We start from the raw sequence: 17163 nt of genomic DNA, 5'->3' as shown, positions 1-17163 counted from the left end.
CCCGCCCGGATTTTCTTTTCGACGCCGACTGTCGAGGGGAAATGCCGGTCGGAAACCGTGCAAGCCACTGATTCCGGCGACAAACCACGGCTATGCTGGCGGGACCAGCGGCCATCCCTTTTCGCCATGGCTGTGCGGCGTTACCGGGGTGACATGAAACTGTCATGTGACTGTAATAATCGGGGGCTATGGCCTCACCGGGCGCCAACAGACAATGGCGCCGAGAGACCATCTTCCGAACAGGAGCAGGCCACATGAACAAATTCATCCTTACGGCGTCGGCCGCGGCGCTCGCGCTCGCTGCGTCGGCTGGTTATGCCGCCGCGCGCGACCAGATTCAAATCGTTGGTTCGTCCACAGTGTTCCCCTTTACGACGGCTGTCGCTGAAAAGCTCGGCCAGAGCGGAAAGATCAAGACCCCGGTCGTCGAATCGACTGGCACCGGTGGTGGCATGAAGCTGTTTTGCCAGGGCGTCGGCGAAAATACCGCTGACTTCACCAATGCCTCGCGCGCCATCAAGGACAGCGAACTTGAAACCTGCAAGGCAAACGGCGTAACGCCGGTCGAGATCAAGGTCGGCTTCGACGGCATCGTGCTCGCCAACTCGAAGGCGGGGACTGTAGTCGATCTGACCAAGGAGCAGATTTTCAAGGCGCTCGCCAAGAATGTCGCCGTTGACGGAAAGGTCGTTCCCAATCCCTACGTGAACTGGTCGGATGTCGATGCGTCGCTTCCCGCGACAAAAATCGAGGTGCTTGGCCCGCCGCCCACGTCTGGCACGCGCGACGCGTTCGTTGAACTCGTCATGGATGCGGCCTGCCAGGAAGAAGTGAAGGCGGCTAATGAAAAGGGCTGCGGCGAAATCCGCGAAGACGGCGCTTTTGTCGAAGCCGGCGAAAACGACAATCTGATCGTCCAGAAGCTGGAAGCCAACGCCAATGCCTTCGGCGTCTTTGGCTTCTCGTTCCTTGACCAGAACGCCGATAAGCTGCAGGGCCACAAGATCGACGGCGTCGAGCCGACCTTCGAGAACATCGCGTCCGGCGACTACGGCGTTTCCCGCTCGCTCTATATCTATGCCAAGAAAGAGCATGTCGGCGTCATCCCCGGCATGCAAGAGTTCATCGCCGAGTACACCTCGGAGGGTGCATGGGGTCCTGATGGCTATCTCGCCGATAAGGGCCTGATCCCGCTGCCGGACGCCGAGCGCGCCAAGTGGGCCGAAAACGCCAAGGCCCTGAAGGGCATGGGGTCCTGATGTTTCGGGGTCCGGGCGAATATCCGCTCTGACCCTCATGATCAAAAGCACAAAGCGCGGGACCAACGTCCCGTGCTTTGAGCCGGTGAATGACCGGCGGTCGAGGGGACGTCCTGAATCATGGTCGGTTATCTCGTTGTTCTTCTCCTGGTTCTGGCCGCCGCGGCCTATTGGATCGGCCGGACACGTGCTGTTGCCAGTGTCAATGGCGACGTCGCGCGGCTGCATTCGCTGCCTGGCCAGCATGGCATGTTTCTGGCGCTTTTTGCTGCCGGTCCCGCGCTGCTTGCGATCGTGTTGTGGTCGATGGTGACGCCGGGAATTGAAGCGTCGATCATTACCGACCGCTTCTCCGCCGAGTTGTCGGGAATGGGCGTTCCGCAGGTCGAAGCTTTTATCCGCGACGCTCGCGCGATGGCCTTTGGCGGGCTTGTCGGCTTCGCCGATCCCACGAAAGAGGCGGCCGCTGCCGTCTACAAATCAATCCACGCGACCAGCACCTGGATCATCTGGGCCGTCGCGCTCCTGCTTTCCGCGTCCGGATTTTACTGGGCCTATTCGCGCATCGCACAGGCCTACCGGGCGCGCCATGTGGTGGAGCGCGTTCTTCGCGCATTCTTGATCGCCTGTTCGGTAGTCGCGATCCTGACGACGATCGGCATCGTCCTGTCGCTGATCTTCGAATCGCTGCGGTTCTTCCAACAAGTGCCGTTCTACAAGTTCCTGTTCGGCACGCACTGGTCGCCGCAGAGCGCCTTCACCGGCGCGGGAACGGAAGCCGGCGCCGTCAACCAGGACATTTTTGGCGCGGTGCCGCTCTTTGCCGGCACCTTGCTCATCACCTTCATCGCCATGCTGGTGGCCGCGCCTATCGGGCTGATGGCCGCGATCTATCTTTCGGATTACGCTTCCAAAAGCGTCCGCGCGGTTGCAAAGCCGGTGCTGGAAATCCTCGCCGGCATTCCGACCGTCGTCTACGGCTTCTTCGCCGCGCTGACGGTCGCGCCCTACTTCCGTGGTATCGGCGAAAGTCTGGGCCTAAGCGTTGCGTCCGAATCCGCGCTCGCCGCAGGCGTGGTCATGGGTATCATGATCATTCCCTTCGTTTCCTCGCTTTCCGACGATGTGATCAACGCTGTTCCGCAATCCCTCAGAGACGGTTCCGCCGGCCTCGGCGCGACCAAGTCGGAAACCATTCGCAAGGTGATTCTTCCCGCCGCCCTTCCGGGCATCGTTTCGGCGATGCTGCTCGCCGTCAGCCGCGCGATCGGCGAAACAATGATCGTGGTCATGGCGGCGGGGCTGGCGGCAAATCTCACGGCCAACCCGCTCGAAGCGGTCACCACCGTGACGGTGCAGATCGTGACGCTGCTTGTGGGCGACCAGGAATTCGACAGCGCCAAGACGCTTGCAGCCTTCGCGCTCGGCCTGGTGCTGTTCTGCATCACGCTTACCCTCAACATCGTCGCTTTGCGCGTCGTCCAGAAATACCGAGAGCAATATGACTGATGCGATCGCGTCATTTGGCGCCGGCGGACGGCCGGTCAGCATTCATACCGACGATGCCGCGAAGGCGCGGCTGAAGGGCCGTTACCGCGCGGAAGCGTGGTTCAAGTGGCTCGGCGCCGGAGCCGTCGCGTTGGCCGGCTTCTTCCTTGTGCTGCTCCTATCGACGGTCGTCACGCAGGCGATCCCGGCGCTGCGGCTGAACTATCTGACGCTGCCGATCGATCTTTCGGCGGCCAAGGTCGACCCGGCGAAACTCGATGAAGTGAACTATGACTCCATCGCCCAGGAAGCGCTTGCGGCAAAATTTCCGGATGTGACGCGCCGTCAGGACAAGCGGCTGCTGCGCGGGCTGATTTCCACCGGCACGGGCGTCTTCCTGCGCAAAGATATTGCGGCTGATCCGGGGATGCTCGGAGGAACGGTGGATTATGCGGTTCCACTTGACGATTTTGCCGACCTCTATCTCAAGGGTTTGCTTGCCGACGTCGGTTCGGACGAAGCGATTTCGACAAGCGTCACGCCTTCGGGAACCAGCGGCGACATCGACCTGACTTTCGGCGACAATGGCATGCTGGCGTTGGCGCGCGGTCATGGTGCGACCGAGGCCGAAAACGGCATGCTCACGCTGACGAGCGGCGCATCGTCGCTGCTGGTCGTGTTCAACGGCGGTACGGTCAAGCTGACCGCGCTGTCGCCTGGGGCCAACGGGACGGCGATCGCAAAGGGCACGGTGATCGAGGCGCTGGACAGCACGGCGCCCGCCGCGAGCGGCCAGGCATCTCTGCGCGTCATCGATACGCCGGAAGCATCGCGAAAGATTTCGGACAAGGAAATCGTGTGGCTTGACACGTTGAAGAGCGCCGGCCTGATCGAAAGCCGGTTCAACTCGATCTTCTTCTTCACCGGCGCCAGTCGCGAGCCGGAACTGGCCGGTGTCTGGGGCGCGGTCGTCGGATCGTTCCTGACCATGATCGTAACGCTTGCCATCGCCTTCCCGATCGGCGTCTCGGCGGCGATTTATCTTGAGGAATTTGCGCCCAAGAACCGGCTGACGACGATCATCGAAGTGAATATCAACAATCTGGCGGCGGTGCCTTCGATCGTCTTCGGACTGCTTGGACTTGCTGTATTCCTGAATTTCTTCGGCCTGCCGCGCTCGGCCCCGGTGGTCGGCGGCATGGTGCTGGCGCTGATGACCCTGCCGATCATCATTATCGCCTCACGCGCTTCGCTACGCGCGGTGCCACCGTCGATCCGCGAGGCGGCGCTTGGCATCGGAGCGTCCAAGGTCCAGACCGTATTCCATCACGTCCTGCCGCTGGCGATGCCGGGTATCATGACCGGCACCATCCTCGGAATGGCGCATGCGCTGGGCGAGACCGCGCCGTTGCTGATGATCGGCATGGTCGCCTTCATCGTCGACATTCCCGGCGGCTTCACCGATCCCGCGACGATCCTGCCGGTGCAGATATTCATGTGGGCCGATTTCCCGGAAGCCGGATTCCAGCAGAAGACGTCGGCGGCGATTTTGATCTTGCTGCTGTTTTTGGTCATCATGAATGCCATTGCAGTGATACTGCGCAGGCGCTTCGAGCGGCGCTGGTAAGGAGTAGAGGATATGAACATCATGACGGAAGCCAGCGTCGAACAGAAACTGAGTAGCGGGGCCAACGAACCCTCGATCAAGATGAAGGGCGAAAAGGTCTCCGTTCATTACGGCGAGAAGCGGGCCCTGTTCGACGTGGATCTCGATGTCCGCGAGAACCAGGTGACGGCGTTGATCGGCCCATCGGGCTGCGGCAAGTCGACCTTCCTGCGTTGCCTGAACCGAATGAACGACACGATCGACATCGCGCGGGTGAGCGGCAAGATCACGCTCGACAGCGAAGATATCTACGATCCGAAAATCGATGTCGTCGAGCTCAGAGCTCGCGTCGGCATGGTGTTCCAGAAGCCGAACCCGTTTCCGAAGTCGATCTACGAAAACGTCGCCTACGGTCCACGCATTCACGGCCTGGCCAGGGGTAAGGCGGAGTTGGACGGCATCGTTGAATCGAGCCTGAAGAAGGCCGGCCTGTTCAACGAGGTCAAGGATCGCCTGCTCGAGTCGGGTACTGGCCTCTCCGGCGGACAGCAGCAGCGCCTGTGCATCGCGCGCGCCATCGCGGTGTCGCCGGAAGTGATCCTGATGGACGAACCCTGTTCAGCGCTCGATCCGATCGCCACCGCCCGCGTCGAGGAACTGATTGACGAACTGCGCCAGAACTACACGATCGTCATCGTCACTCATTCGATGCAGCAGGCAGCGCGCGTGTCGCAGCGCACGGCGATGTTCCACCTCGGCTATCTGGTCGAGGAGGGCGCGACCGACAAGATGTTCACCAACCCCGACGACAAACGCACCCAGGACTACATCACCGGCCGGTTCGGTTGAGCGGCCCGGCGGCGAATTTCGAACACGAGGACAGTATCATGGGTGAACACACCGTCGCATCTTTCGACGAGGAATTGGAGCACATCGACCGGCTGCTCCGCGACATGGACGAGCTCGCGGCCGCGATGGTCGCGGCGGCGATCCGCGCGTTGCTTGCGTCAGACAATGCGATGGCGCAGCGCGTCGTCTCGGACGACACGATCATGGATGCGCGGCAGCGCGAACTCGACGATAGTGCGATCACGCTGATCGCAAAGCGGCAGCCGATGGCGCAGGATCTGCGCGCCGTGGTCGGCGCAATCCGCATGGCAGGCGATCTCGAGCGCATCGGCGACCTGGCCAAGAACATAGCCAAGCGGGTCAGCGCTGTTGGACAGAGCGCCACGCCACGCAATCTCTCGCACGGTATCGACGCCATGGCGGATCTCGTTCTCGATCAGCTTCGCGGCGTGGTCGAGCATTATGTGTCGCGCAACGCCGACGCGTTGAAAGAACTGCGCGCCGCCGACGAGAGAATCGACGTGAAATACACGGCGGTTTTTCGCGAACTCCTGACCTATATGATGGAGGATCCGCGCAACATAACCGCCTGCACACACCTTCTGTTCTGCGCCAAGAATCTCGAGCGTATCGGCGATCATGTCACTAACATTGCCGAAAACGCCTACTATGTCGTGACCGGGAAGCAATTGCCGGCGGACCGCCCGAAGCTCGACGAAACGACAATGTCGGCGCCGGCGACATGACAGGGGTAACCGGCCGATGATCGCGCCGCGCATCATGGTGGTGGAGGATGAAGAGCCTCTGGGCGTCCTCCTCCGCTACAACCTTGAATCCGAAGGCTACCAAGTCGAGGTGGTGACACGCGGCGACGAGGCCGAGATCCGGCTGCAGGAGAACGTGCCTGATCTTCTGGTGCTGGACTGGATGGTGCCGGCGATTTCCGGCATCGAGCTTTGCCGGCGTCTTCGGGTGCGTCCGGAAACCGAGCGGCTGCCGATCATCATGCTGACCGCCCGCGGCGAGGAGAGCGACCGGGTGCGCGGCCTTTCCACCGGAGCGGACGACTATCTGGTCAAGCCGTTCTCGACTCCGGAATTCATGGCCAGGGTCAAGGCGCTGCTGCGCCGCGCCAAGCCGGAAGTGCTGTCCAGCGTTCTCAAGGTCGGCGACATCGTGCTCGATCGCGAATCGCACCGGGTCTACCGCAAGAAGAGCGAGATCCGGCTTGGGCCGACCGAATTCCGGCTGCTCGAGTTCATGATGCGGCACCCGGGGCGGGTGTTCTCGCGCAGCCAGTTGCTCGACAATGTCTGGGGCGAGACGATCTACATCGACGAACGCACGGTCGACGTCCATGTCGGCCGGCTGCGCAAGGCGGTCAACAATGGTCGCATGCCTGATGTCATCCGCACCATCCGCGGTGCTGGCTATGCGATCAGGGAAGATTAGGGATGTGCTGATATTCGGGTGATGCCGGCCTGCGAACGACGGCTTCCTGCGCTTTCGGTACTCACGGACCCAAATGTCCGCTCCGTTCCGGTTCTCGGAACCCACCATTCTCGGCTCGGCCTGACCTGAATCTCAGCACATCCCAACTCCCGCGCTCTCTCGGTCAATTCAAGCTACGTTCTTCCCCGCCGAGCCCCCTCTCGCCTGGACACCCGGCGCGAAAATCTCCTGGTCGACGAAGCTCAGCGCCCGCATGGCGCAGCCTTCGCGGATCAGCGGCAGCTCGTTCGGCTCGGTGTCGAAGGAAATCGAGCCCGAATGCTGGCCGCCGGCAGTCTGGGCGATGGCTTCGCGCAGGGCAGGTTCGATCAGGTCGAAGGCGGCGGCGCTGGCGCCGACCATGGCGACCGGCGCCGGATCGATCAGCGCGAACAGGCTGCCAAGCCCGAAGCCGAGCGCTTCGCCGGCCTTGCGGTAGGCTTCGCGCTCCGGCCCATCCGTCTCGCGAGCCCGAGCCGCCAGTGCCCGCATGTCGGCGTCGCTGACATCGGCGACCGGCTCGGCGTTCTCGCTCAACTGCCTTGCGTTGCGCCAGATGGCGTAGTTGCCGGCATAGGCCTCGACGCAGCCGCGCCGCCCGCAGCGGCAGAGCGCACCGCCCGGGCGATGGATCATGTGGCCGAATTCGCCGCCTGAGGAATGGGTACCGGTGAACAGTTCGCCTTTCAGCACCAGCCCCATACCGATGCCGTGCGAGAGCAGGATGGCGATGAAATCGTCGCGGTAGCGATCCGGGTCGCGCCAGCGCAGCGCCACTGCCATCATGTTGCAGTCGTTCTCCATGGTGGCCGGGATGCCGAACTCGTCTTCCAGAATGTCGGCGAAAGCGATGTTCGTCTGCGGCGTGATCGGCGACCACAGCATGGCGCGCGCATGGGAATCGGTGATGCCCTGGATCGCCAGCGCGATGCGGGCGACGCTTTGGACATCAAGGTCGGGATCTTCCAGCCGGCGCCGGACGATGGCGACACATTCGCCGATCAGCTCGTCGCGCGACATGGTCAGGGTGTCCAGCCGGCGCTGTTCCTCGGCGACCACTTGCCCGGCATAATCGATGACGGCGACCGAAAGGAAATTCAGCGACAATACCAAGGCCAACACCGCAGCCGCTTCCGGATTGAGGCTGAGGCCGACCTGCGGCCGGCCGCGCTTCAGCGAAACGGTTTCGCTTCCCCTGCTCTCGGCCAGGATGCCCTCCTGGATCAGGTCCGAAGAGATCGCCGAGATGGTCGAATGGCTGAGGCCGGTGGTCGCGGCGATCTCGGTCCGCGACGGATGGCCGGCCCGGCGCACGGCCGAAATCACCATCGCCCGGTTGCGCCGGCGCAAATCGTCGTGGCGGATTCCGACCGACATGTCTTGCTTTCCTCCCGGTCGTCCTCGCGGCCTCTCGTGATGTCGAAGGCCGTCGGCGACACCAAGCAAATATTGGCAGAAGCCGACAGCCCTGTCATTATTTATTCCGAGACTCGAAAAAACGCCGACAGGACCTCAAAATCCATCAGAATTGATGTTGACAGCGCTTCGGCGTTGGATCAGTATTTTTTCGAGGCTCGAAAAAATAAAGCCTTTTGTGCCGGCCTTCGGGCTAGTTTCATCGCGCCGTACGTGGTGCAGGGAGGAATATCATGAAGAGGTTCACAGCCGCCATCCTGGCGGGGGTCGCCATGTCGCTGACGCTCGCGTCGGTCGCACAGGCGAAGGACAAGGTCATTGGCGTTTCGTGGTCGAACTTCCAGGAAGAGCGTTGGAAGACCGACGAAGCTGCCATGAAGACAGCGATCGAGGCCGCCGGCGACAAGTATATTTCCGCCGATGCGCAATCCAATCCCGGCAAGCAGTTGACCGATGTCGAGAGCCTGATCTCGCAGGGCGCCAACGCGCTGATCATCCTGGCGCAGGATGCCTCGGCCATTGGGCCTGCGGTGCAGAAGGCGCTGGATGAAGGCATTCCGGTCGTCGGCTATGACCGGCTGATCGAGAACAAGGACGTCTTCTATCTGACCTTCGACAATCAGGAAGTCGGCCGCATGCAGGCCCGCGAAGTGTTCAAGGTGGCGCCGGAAGGCAATTACGTCTTCATCAAGGGCTCGGGCGCCGATCCGAATGCCGATTTTCTGTTTGCCGGCTCCATGGAAGTGCTCAAGGATGCCATCGACAGCGGCAAGATCAAGAATGTCGGCGAGGCCTATACGGACGGCTGGCTTCCCGCCAACGCCCAGAAGAACATGGAACAGTTCCTGACCGCCAACGACAACAAGGTCGATGCGGTGGTTGCCGCCAACGACGGCACCGCCGGCGGCGTCGTCGCGGCGCTGACGGCGCAGGGCCTGGCCGGATCCGTTCCGGTGTCGGGCCAGGACGGCGACCATGCCGCGCTGAACCGCATCGCGCTCGGCACACAGACCGTATCGGTGTGGAAGGACGCGCGCGAACTCGGCAAGAACGCTGCCGAGATCGCCTCGCAGCTTGCCGACGGCAAGCAGATGACCGACATTGCGGGCGTGACGGACTTCACCACGCCGGGCGGCAATGCCGTCAAGTCGCTGTTCCTGACGCCGATTGCCATCACCAAGGACAATCTCAACGTCGTCATCGACGCCGGCTGGATCACGAAGGACGCGGTCTGCGCGGGCGTCGCCGCCGGCAGCGTGGCGGCCTGCAACTGATCGCGATCACTTCGCAAGGAAACGAACGCCGCGGCTGTCAGGCCGCGGCGTTCTTCAAAAGGCTTTCCGCTTCAAATGACTTCCGCTTCAAATGATTGGGGAAAGCAAATAGCATCGTGTTCCGGCATCCGCGCCAGACGGCAACCCGGTGGGAGGACATCATGACCGACACGGCATCCAACCCACCGGCCGCCAAAACGGCCGAAGACCGGGCGCGTGAATCCGAACTCAGCGCCGTCGGACGGTTCCTCAAGGCAACCGAGCTCGATATACGCATGCTCGGCATGGTCGGCGCGCTGCTGGTCATCTGGTTTGGAATTCACATCCTGTCGGGCGGGCTTTTCCTCACGCCGCGCAATCTCTGGAACCTGTCGGTGCAGACCTCCTCGGTCGCGATCATGGCGACCGGCATGGTGCTGGTCATCGTGATGCGCAACATCGATCTTTCAGTCGGCTCCGTCGAAGGCGTGATCGGCATGGTGATGGGCGTGGCGCAGGCCGAATTCCTCATCCGCGTCATGGGATTCCAACTTGGAAGTCCCTGGATATGGATCATCGCACTGGCTGCCGGTGTGGCGCTCGGCCTCATGATCGGCGCGCTCCAGGGCTTCATCATCGCCTATCTCGAGGTTCCGGCCTTCATCGTGACGTTGGGCGGGCTGTTGATCTGGCGTGGCATGGCGTGGCTGATGACGAGCGGGCGCACCGTCGCGCCGCTGGACGCCACCTTCCAGCTCATGGGTGGCGGGCCGCGTGGCTCGATCGGGGCAACCGCGAGTTGGATCGTCGGCGCTCTCGCCTGTGTGGCCGTCGCCTTCATGCTGCTCAACGGCCGGTCGCAGCGCAAACGGTTCAAATTTCCACTGCGCCCCGTCTGGGCGGAAATCTTTCTCGGCGTGGTTGCTTGCGCCGCCATCCTTGGCGCCGTCCGGATCGCCAATTCCTATCCCTGGCCGGTCGGCATCGTGCGCCGGTACGCCCAGCAGAACGGCATCACCCTCCCCGAAGGCGGCCTGTTCATCGCCCATGGCATCGCCATACCGGTGCTGATGGCGGTCACTGTGGGCATCGTCATGACCTTCATCACCAGGCGCACCCGTTTCGGCCGCTATGTCTTTGCCATCGGCGGCAACCCGGAAGCGGCGGAACTCGCCGGCATCAACACGCGCTGGGTGACCATGAAAGTGTTCATGATCATGGGCGTGCTGGCAGCAATCAGCGCGGCGATTGCATCGGCCCGTCTCAATGCGTCGACCAATGCACTGGGTACGCTGGACGAACTCTTGGTCATCGCGGCGGCGGTCATTGGAGGCACGTCGCTTGCCGGCGGCTCCGGCACGGTGCTCGGCGCCATGCTGGGCGCACTCCTGATGCAGTCATTGCAATCCGGCATGGTGTTGCTCGGCATCGATTCACCGCTTCAAAGCGTCGTCGTCGGCGCCGTACTGGTGATCGCCGTCTGGCTCGACACCGTCTACCGCAAGCGGGTGTGAGCATGATTCCGAAACGAAGGTCCGCGTCAGCGGAAAGTGGATACCGGTATTCGGACGAGATCGTGCTCAAGCAAAAAACCATAGGGAGGAACGATCATGGCTGACGCAACTGCTCCCACGCCACTGATCGATATGCGCAACATTTCGATTGCCTTCGGTGGGATTCGCGCCGTCGACGATGCGTCGATCGACCTTTTCCCGGGCGAGGTCGTGGCACTGCTCGGCCACAACGGCGCCGGCAAGTCGACGCTGATCAAGATCCTGTCCGGCGCCTACAAGCGCGACGCAGGTCAGATCTTCGTCAACGGCGAAGAGGCTTCGATCTTCAATCCGCGCGACGCCAAGAAATACGGCATCGAGACGATCTACCAGACCCTGGCGCTCGCCGACAATGTCGACGCCGCCGCCAACCTCTTCCTCGGCCGCGAGCTGATGACCGGCTGGGGCACGCTCGACGATGGCGCCATGGAGGCCGAGGCGCGCAAGGTGATGGGCAGGCTCAATCCCCGCTTCCAGCGCTTCAAGGATCCGGTGATCAAGCTCTCGGGCGGCCAGCGGCAGTCGGTGGCGATCGCGCGCGCCATCCTGTTCAACGCCCGCATCCTGATCATGGATGAGCCGACGGCGGCACTGGGACCGCAGGAAACGGCGCAGGTCGGCGAACTGGTCATGCAGCTCAAGGCCGACGGCATCGGCATCTTCCTGATCAGCCACGATATCCATGATGTGTTCGAGCTTGCCGACCGCGTCTGCGTGATGAAGAACGGTCAGGTCGTCGGTACGGCGCGCACGAGCGACGTGACCCAGGACGAGGTGCTCGGCATGATCATCCTGGGCAAGTGTCCGCCCGGCGCCATTCCGGGACCAGGTGCACTGAAGATCGCCGCCTGAAGCTTAAAGTAAGCCGGCTAAATACCGACCATGTGACCAGCCTTGTGATATGCCAGCCATCATGATGGTTTGGCCGCGCCATTGTGTTGGCGCGAGGACTTGCCCATAAAGGTCGAAAACCATTCATGGGCCGTAGCAGCAAATTGAAGAAGTTCTTTCCGATCGTCGCTTTCATCGCCGTCGCGCTGATCAGCCTGACGATGGCGGGATTCGCCTACTTCGCCACGCAGGAAGCGGCGCGCATCAAATTCGAGGCGACGGCGGACGATGCGCTCAACCGGATCGATAGCCGCATCGACCTGCATCTGTCGCTGCTGCGATCGACGCAGGCGCTGTTCAACGCCCGCAATGGCGGCATTTCGCGGGGCGAGTTCAAGGCATTCTTCAGCGCGCTCGATATTGACGGCAATTTCGCCGGCCTGCGCGGCATCGGCTTCCTCCGTTTGGTGAAAACCGGCGACGAGGCAGCGGTCGAGCGTACCCTCCTGCACGACTATGGCGCCAGCCATGTGATCTATCCGGCTACGACGACGCTGCCGTGGCGCACGCCCATCGTGCAGTTTGAGCCGTTCGACACGTCCAGCCAATCCAGCATCGGCTACGACATGTTCACCGAACCGGTGCGGCGCGAGGCGATCGAAAAGGCGATGGCCGACGACCAACAGCATGCAAGCGGACGCGTGCAGCTTGGCGAGGGAACAGGTGCTGCGCAGACCTTCACCGGCTTCCTGGTCTTCGTGCGGCTCAACGTCGAAACCGCGCCGGACGGCATCAATGCATCCACATCCTCGACATCAGGCTTTCTCTATGCGGCCTTCCGCGCCCGCGACCTGTTCCAGACCGCGCTCAGCCGGACGCCGCTGCTGCCGGTCAACATCGAAATCTATGACGGCAAGGTGGACGCCAACAATCTCTTGTTCCAGTCGGAGACGCCGCCGGTGTCGACCTTCGGCGAAAAGCTGTTGGTTTCCCGCGAGATCACCGTCGCCGGCCGGCCGTGGACCGTCCTGTTCAGGCCGACAAGCGCCTTCTCGCAACCCTCGTCGCGCGCCATTCCAGTGATGCTCGGCCTGTTCGGGTTGCTGCTCGCGGGTGCCATCGCGCTGGTGGCACGCTATCAGGAGCGGGCTTATGACGCGGTCTCTCTGCTTCACGAGACGACGGAAAAGAGCCTACTCGAAAAAGACCTGATGCTGCAGGAGATGAAGCACCGTATCAAGAACTCGATCACGCGAGTGCTGGCGATCGCGCGCCAGACGGCGTCGCACGCCACCGACGTCCACGAGTTCTCGTCCTCTTTTTCGGCCCGGCTGCAAGCGATGGCGGCTTCCCAGGACATGCTGACGCGCTCGCGCTGGCAGAAGGCCGATCTCGGCGATCTGTTGCGCATCGAGCTTGGCCAGGTGTTCGGCAAGGAGCTTCCTGAGGGGATATTGTCGGGGCCAGAGGTTTTGCTCGACGAGACGACGACGCAAGCGCTCGGCCTGACCTTCCACGAACTGGCCACGAACGCGCTGAAATATGGCGAAGCCGGCAATTCGGCCAACAACCGAAAGGGCGACTGGGCGCTCAAGGTCGACTGGTCGGTCGAAGGCCGGAGGCGCGACAGGACGCTGGTTCTCAACTGGCGCGAAGCGGGCCAGAAGAAGCTCGAAGCACCTGTCAAAACTGGGTTTGGCACCAAGCTGATCGATCTGAACGTCACGCGCGAATTGCGCGGTACGATCAACCGCAATTTTCACGATGGCGGGTTGAACGTGGAAATCAGGATTCCACTATCGGATTGAAATGCTGCCGCGAACCGGCAGTTTTCGAAGGCACCAAGCGGAGACCGGGCGAGCCGGCCCCCGCTTATATTGCTCCATGCGTTTTGACCGGAATCAGCAGCGAGCCGTATAGAGGCGGCCACGGTTGTCGCGGTACTGGCAATAGCCATTGCGCAGGTTGCGCACCAGCAGGCCGGAACCGGCACCGACGGCTGCGCCGACGAGCGCACCCCTGCCGCCGCCAATCAGGCCGCCGGCCAGAGCGCCGACTCCGGCGCCGACGCCGACATCCTGCTCGGTGGTGCTGCAACCGCTGACCGCGACCACGGCAACCATCGCAATAATCAACTTCCGCATAGAGTTACTCCTCGCTTGTGTCCTCACTTGTAGTCCGATCCGTCATTTATCATGCGAAAAAGGGTTTTGCCTGCTCGATTTCACTGTTGGCTAAGAGAATCTTTTTCAGGGCGCGCACCGTTCGAGGCAACCACAAGGTTGGAAATCTCCACGGAAGCGTCGAGCGTGCCGTCCGGACGCACATTCCAGACGATCTGGTCGTAATCATCCTCCAGCGCCGGATCGACGGGAAGGCATTTGGCAATTACACGCGGAGCCTGACCCTGCACATCGCTCAAGGCGAACGGGCGCTCGGCGGTGCATTCCTGAGCGGTTTCGAAAACGCTCACTGATACGGGCAGTTCACGGCACTCGGTCATCGTGTTCGAACAGCCGATGACCAGCAGCACGGCAGCGATGTGTTCCATGGCGAAGGTCCTTTCGCCATAGGAACGGGCCACATCCGCCAAAGTTCCTGCGACGCAGGCTGGCGCGCGATCAATTGGAGAAACATTTCGACATGAGGCAAACACAAGCAGCCGGCCATTTTGAGTGCTCTAGATCAACTGGAGCGTGACGACCAGGGCTGTCAGCACGACCAGCGCAAAGGCGGCAAAACGGAGGAACGGCTGAGAAGCAATATGCGACGGCATGGCGGATGCTTCGAGGTCCTGAAACCCGCCCATCGAAACGCGTGCGGCCTGTTCCAGCCTGTTGATGTCGGCGACCGTCAAAGCCATTCCTCCTGTGCTGCGCAGCGAACTGCGGCCGAAAACGTCATGTGGAGTGGTCTGGGAAAACAGCATCGGACTTTATGGTGAACAGGTGGTTAAAGCCAGCGCGGCCGGTATCGATCCCGGCCCCCTTTGGCTCGGCTGTTGTCCGTTCAATCCGTCTCGAAATTGCCGCGAGGAACGACAAGGCGATACTCGAGGCGGCCTCCGGCGATTTCAAGTGTCGCCGTACCGTTCAACGATGCAGGCACGACGCGCTCGAGCGCGACACTGCCAAAACGCTTCTCGCTGGGCTGATTGTCGTTGGTTCCGATGGCTTCGGCCCATACCAGCGACAGGGCGGTCTCGCCAGCGGACGCGGCCGTGAGATCGGCCGTCACCTCGACGAATCCGTCGGTTCGCGACAGAGCGCCGTAGCTGACCGAATTGACGGCAAGCTCGTGCATGGCCAAGCCTATATGCAGGGCGGCATTGGGGTTGAGGTACGGATTTGCACCCCGGAAACGCAGGCTGCGCAACGGATCGGCTCCATAGCGGCCGACCTGGCCGGACACCAGTTCGCGCAGTGCCGCTCCTCGCCAGTTGGACGAAGTCACCAGATCCTGGGACGAGGCAAGCGACTGCAGCCGGCCACGAAAGCGTGTCAGGAAATCAGTGAGCGTGTCCGAATAACGGCTGGTCTGGGTGGCGATGCTCTGGATGATGGCCAAAAGGTTCTTCGAACGGTGGCTGACCTCGCGCAGCAGCGTCTTAAGGGTCTGCTCGCGACGTTTCTGTTCGGTCGTTTCGACCATGGTGGTGACGACGCCCTGCACGGCGCCGCCGTCGTCGTGATCCGCATCTACCCATACCTGGAACCAGCGAACGCCGTCGTCGGCAGGAATGCTGAGCTCAAGATGCTCCGGATTGCCGGATGCGACGACGTTGCGTTTGGCCGCACCGATGCGCTCCGCTTGCGCCGGCGGCAAGATGCCGCTGTCGGCCGTATCGGAAGCCCATGGCGGACGCATGTTGCGAGCCCAGACGGTTTTCATCTCGCGATCCTGATAGAGAACCGAAATGCCTGCATTGCGCAGCGCATGGAGAAGGGCCTGACCAACCTGCATTCCGGCCTCAGCAGGACGTAAAGCGATAATCTCATCACTCCGTCCGCGATCTTTCATGTCTCCGGTTCTGGATTGCATCAGCACTTCACCCGCCCAATTCAGGCTGAACGGCTGACGGAAAAATGGGTTCCCAAAAGAGGTCCGCCGAGCGACGTCCCGTTGAAGGACACCGCCCGGCGGTAGCTGGAAACCGCTTGAGGGGTGCGGCTCCCAGTGTTCGATCGCACCTGGCGTTCACGACGCCCGTTTGAACAGGCCAGCGATAAGAGAAATGACCAGGAAAGCGAGAAAAACGAAAAACAATATCTGCGCTATGCCAGCCGAGGTGCCGGCAATGCCGCCGAAACCGAGAGCGCCAGCAATGATCGCTACGACGAGAAATACGAGCGCCCAGTAAAGCATGATCCATCTCCTTCGAATGGTACGGCAAAAACGCCGTTCGCTGCCGTTTGTTCCACTATTTGCCGAAAAAGACGATCCCTGGAAAGCTTTCCGGCCCGAACTGAATCGGGACGCTCGAGGCGCAAGGAACGTGCGCCGGCCGCAAGGGACCAGCGTCATTCGGTCTGTGGAAAACGGACGATCTGGAGAAGACGGGCGATCTGTAGAAGACGGGGCGGCGCCGTGAGGCTGCGCCTACCCCGGTTTGCTATGCAGCGGCTTTCGCATGCCGGTCAAAGAACAGCGCCTGGCTGATCAGCGCCTTGACCATGTCCGGATTGAACGGCTTGGTGACGAGGAAAGCCGGCTCCGGCCGCTCGCCAGTCAGAAGGCGCTCGGGAAAGGCAGTGATGAAGATCACCGGCACCGACGTGGACGACAGGATCTCGTTCACTGCTTCGATGCCCGAGCTGCCGTCGGCAAGCTGGATGTCGGCCAGCACCATCCTTGGTCGCGTCTTTGCGAACATCGCCACCGCCTCGGCGTGGGTACGCGCAGTTCCGACGACGCGATGGCCCAGGCTTTCGACCATTTGTTCGATGTCCATGGCGATCAGCGGCTCGTCCTCGATGATCAGCACGTCGGTTGCCACCTGACGGGAAATCTCGTTGCTGGCCTCGGCGAGAAGTTCGGAGAACTCCTGATCGTCGACGTCGAGAATTTCCGCCGCCTCGTCTTCGCTGAAACCTTCGACGGCGACCAGCAGGAAGGCTTGGCGGGGGCGGGGTGAGATCGCGTTCAGGTTGGCGGCGGCGCGCTGTTCCCACGCCGACTGCGGTTGCTCTTGCGGAACGCGGATGGCGACCGAGGTGAAGAGCCTGGCGAAGACCTTGTAGATCGCGATGCGGTCGTTCGACGCGTCTGGAAAGATGTCGACGTCGGCGATGATAGCTTCGAGCATTGCGGCGACCAGCGCGTCGCCACTCTCCTGCGATCCGGAAACAGCCCGCGAGAAGCGACGCAGGAACGGCAGGTGCGGAGCGATGGTTGCGGATAGGCTCATGGTAGACGTC

The 17163-nt window shown here is 61.9% G+C and carries 18 protein-coding genes; 11 read left to right on the top strand and 7 right to left on the bottom strand.

What is annotated here, in order from left to right; translation table 11 throughout:
* Positions 1-254: 254 nt before the first annotated feature.
* The 6 genes from E5X88_RS07145 (at position 255) to phoB (ending at position 6654) form a co-directional block, all read left to right on the top strand.
* Entirely contained in the window at positions 255-1259 is a 1005-nt protein-coding gene (locus E5X88_RS07145) for a PstS family phosphate ABC transporter substrate-binding protein (RefSeq protein WP_292159667.1), read from the top strand.
* A 120-nt stretch (positions 1260-1379) separates the two neighbouring features.
* Positions 1380-2768, top strand: a complete 1389-nt coding sequence (gene pstC / locus E5X88_RS07140) for a phosphate ABC transporter permease subunit PstC (RefSeq protein ID WP_292159665.1) — start codon at positions 1380-1382, stop codon at positions 2766-2768.
* Positions 2761-4374, top strand: coding sequence for a phosphate ABC transporter permease PstA (gene pstA / locus E5X88_RS07135; RefSeq protein WP_292159663.1), 1614 nt, complete (start codon positions 2761-2763; stop codon positions 4372-4374). The genes pstC and pstA overlap by 8 nt, the downstream gene beginning before the upstream one ends.
* A 12-nt stretch (positions 4375-4386) precedes the next feature.
* The gene (pstB, locus tag E5X88_RS07130) at positions 4387-5202 is read left to right on the top strand and encodes a phosphate ABC transporter ATP-binding protein PstB (RefSeq protein WP_292159661.1); all 816 of its coding nucleotides are present in this window, start codon (positions 4387-4389) and stop codon (positions 5200-5202) included.
* 38 nt (positions 5203-5240) lie between these two features.
* The gene (gene phoU / locus E5X88_RS07125) at positions 5241-5948 is read left to right on the top strand and encodes a phosphate signaling complex protein PhoU (protein ID WP_292159659.1); all 708 of its coding nucleotides are present in this window, start codon (positions 5241-5243) and stop codon (positions 5946-5948) included.
* Positions 5949-5964: 16 nt separating this feature from the next.
* Complete coding sequence (gene phoB, locus E5X88_RS07120) at positions 5965-6654, top strand: phosphate regulon transcriptional regulator PhoB (protein WP_126035251.1); 690 nt, start codon at positions 5965-5967, stop codon at positions 6652-6654.
* Positions 6655-6822: 168 nt separating this feature from the next.
* Here phoB and E5X88_RS07115 read toward each other — a convergent pair whose 3' ends face one another.
* Positions 6823-8070 (bottom strand): ROK family protein, encoded by a 1248-nt coding sequence (locus E5X88_RS07115; protein ID WP_292159656.1) that lies wholly within the window; start codon positions 8068-8070, stop codon positions 6823-6825.
* Positions 8071-8109: 39 nt separating this feature from the next.
* On the opposite strand from E5X88_RS07115, the gene E5X88_RS07110 reads away from it, so the two are divergent.
* From E5X88_RS07110 to E5X88_RS07090, 5 genes are all read left to right on the top strand, one after another.
* Positions 8110-8346: a hypothetical protein gene (locus E5X88_RS07110; RefSeq protein WP_292159652.1), complete on the top strand. Its 237-nt coding sequence runs from the start codon at positions 8110-8112 to the stop codon at positions 8344-8346.
* Complete coding sequence (xylF, locus tag E5X88_RS07105; RefSeq protein ID WP_292159649.1) at positions 8343-9383, top strand: D-xylose ABC transporter substrate-binding protein; 1041 nt, start codon at positions 8343-8345, stop codon at positions 9381-9383. The genes E5X88_RS07110 and xylF overlap by 4 nt, the downstream gene beginning before the upstream one ends.
* Before the next feature lie 161 nt (positions 9384-9544).
* On the top strand, positions 9545-10876 hold the full coding sequence (locus E5X88_RS07100) for a sugar ABC transporter permease (RefSeq protein WP_292159648.1): 1332 nt from the start codon (positions 9545-9547) through the stop codon (positions 10874-10876).
* Positions 10877-10972: 96 nt separating this feature from the next.
* Entirely contained in the window at positions 10973-11767 is a 795-nt protein-coding gene (locus E5X88_RS07095; protein ID WP_292159645.1) for an ATP-binding cassette domain-containing protein, read from the top strand.
* A gap of 143 nt (positions 11768-11910) precedes the next feature.
* Positions 11911-13554, top strand: coding sequence for a CHASE domain-containing protein (locus E5X88_RS07090; protein ID WP_292160083.1), 1644 nt, complete (start codon positions 11911-11913; stop codon positions 13552-13554).
* A gap of 93 nt (positions 13555-13647) precedes the next feature.
* Here the strand turns inward: E5X88_RS07090 and E5X88_RS07085 are convergent, their stop codons facing one another.
* The 6 genes from E5X88_RS07085 to E5X88_RS07060 all read right to left on the bottom strand — a co-directional run bounded on the left by E5X88_RS07085 (position 13648) and on the right by E5X88_RS07060 (position 17153).
* Positions 13648-13890 carry a YMGG-like glycine zipper-containing protein gene (locus E5X88_RS07085; protein WP_292159642.1) on the bottom strand — a complete coding sequence of 81 codons (243 nt, stop codon included), beginning with the start codon at positions 13888-13890 and terminating at the stop codon, positions 13648-13650.
* Positions 13891-13970: 80 nt separating this feature from the next.
* Positions 13971-14297: a hypothetical protein gene (locus E5X88_RS07080; RefSeq protein WP_292159640.1), complete on the bottom strand. Its 327-nt coding sequence runs from the start codon at positions 14295-14297 to the stop codon at positions 13971-13973.
* A gap of 129 nt (positions 14298-14426) precedes the next feature.
* A complete protein-coding gene (locus E5X88_RS07075) occupies positions 14427-14609 on the bottom strand; it encodes a hypothetical protein (protein WP_292159639.1) in 183 nt (60 codons plus the stop codon).
* Positions 14610-14755: 146 nt separating this feature from the next.
* Complete coding sequence (locus tag E5X88_RS07070) at positions 14756-15787, bottom strand: sensor histidine kinase (protein WP_292159637.1); 1032 nt, start codon at positions 15785-15787, stop codon at positions 14756-14758.
* A gap of 156 nt (positions 15788-15943) precedes the next feature.
* Entirely contained in the window at positions 15944-16111 is a 168-nt protein-coding gene (locus E5X88_RS07065; RefSeq protein WP_126035236.1) for a DUF1328 domain-containing protein, read from the bottom strand.
* Positions 16112-16358: 247 nt separating this feature from the next.
* Positions 16359-17153 carry a response regulator gene (locus E5X88_RS07060; RefSeq protein ID WP_292159632.1) on the bottom strand — a complete coding sequence of 265 codons (795 nt, stop codon included), beginning with the start codon at positions 17151-17153 and terminating at the stop codon, positions 16359-16361.
* Between the last annotated feature and the right edge of the window lie 10 nt (positions 17154-17163).

Origin of the sequence: Mesorhizobium sp., from assembly GCF_004962245.1 — a bacterium.
Lineage (GTDB): Bacteria > Pseudomonadota > Alphaproteobacteria > Rhizobiales > Rhizobiaceae > Mesorhizobium.
The sequence above is the reverse complement of the archived record's forward strand: the minus strand, read 5'-3'. Positions and strand labels throughout refer to the sequence as shown.

Bases quoted from the DNA above. Each gene is read 5' to 3' on its own strand.
- E5X88_RS07145 (WP_292159667.1), top strand. From the start codon at position 255: ATGAACAAATTCATCCTTACGGCGTCGGCCGCGGCGCTCGCGCTCGCT.
- pstC (WP_292159665.1), top strand. From the start codon at position 1,380: ATGGTCGGTTATCTCGTTGTTCTTCTCCTGGTTCTGGCCGCCGCGGCC.
- pstA (WP_292159663.1), top strand. From the start codon at position 2,761: ATGACTGATGCGATCGCGTCATTTGGCGCCGGCGGACGGCCGGTCAGC.
- pstB (WP_292159661.1), top strand. From the start codon at position 4,387: ATGAACATCATGACGGAAGCCAGCGTCGAACAGAAACTGAGTAGCGGG.
- phoU (WP_292159659.1), top strand. From the start codon at position 5,241: ATGGGTGAACACACCGTCGCATCTTTCGACGAGGAATTGGAGCACATC.
- phoB (WP_126035251.1), top strand. From the start codon at position 5,965: ATGATCGCGCCGCGCATCATGGTGGTGGAGGATGAAGAGCCTCTGGGC.
- E5X88_RS07115 (WP_292159656.1), bottom strand. From the start codon at position 8,070: ATGTCGGTCGGAATCCGCCACGACGATTTGCGCCGGCGCAACCGGGCG.
- E5X88_RS07110 (WP_292159652.1), top strand. From the start codon at position 8,110: ATGTCGAAGGCCGTCGGCGACACCAAGCAAATATTGGCAGAAGCCGAC.
- xylF (WP_292159649.1), top strand. From the start codon at position 8,343: ATGAAGAGGTTCACAGCCGCCATCCTGGCGGGGGTCGCCATGTCGCTG.
- E5X88_RS07100 (WP_292159648.1), top strand. From the start codon at position 9,545: ATGACCGACACGGCATCCAACCCACCGGCCGCCAAAACGGCCGAAGAC.
- E5X88_RS07095 (WP_292159645.1), top strand. From the start codon at position 10,973: ATGGCTGACGCAACTGCTCCCACGCCACTGATCGATATGCGCAACATT.
- E5X88_RS07085 (WP_292159642.1), bottom strand. From the start codon at position 13,890: ATGCGGAAGTTGATTATTGCGATGGTTGCCGTGGTCGCGGTCAGCGGT.
- E5X88_RS07080 (WP_292159640.1), bottom strand. From the start codon at position 14,297: ATGGAACACATCGCTGCCGTGCTGCTGGTCATCGGCTGTTCGAACACG.
- E5X88_RS07075 (WP_292159639.1), bottom strand. From the start codon at position 14,609: ATGGCTTTGACGGTCGCCGACATCAACAGGCTGGAACAGGCCGCACGC.
- E5X88_RS07070 (WP_292159637.1), bottom strand. From the start codon at position 15,787: ATGCAATCCAGAACCGGAGACATGAAAGATCGCGGACGGAGTGATGAG.
- E5X88_RS07065 (WP_126035236.1), bottom strand. From the start codon at position 16,111: ATGCTTTACTGGGCGCTCGTATTTCTCGTCGTAGCGATCATTGCTGGC.
- E5X88_RS07060 (WP_292159632.1), bottom strand. From the start codon at position 17,153: ATGAGCCTATCCGCAACCATCGCTCCGCACCTGCCGTTCCTGCGTCGC.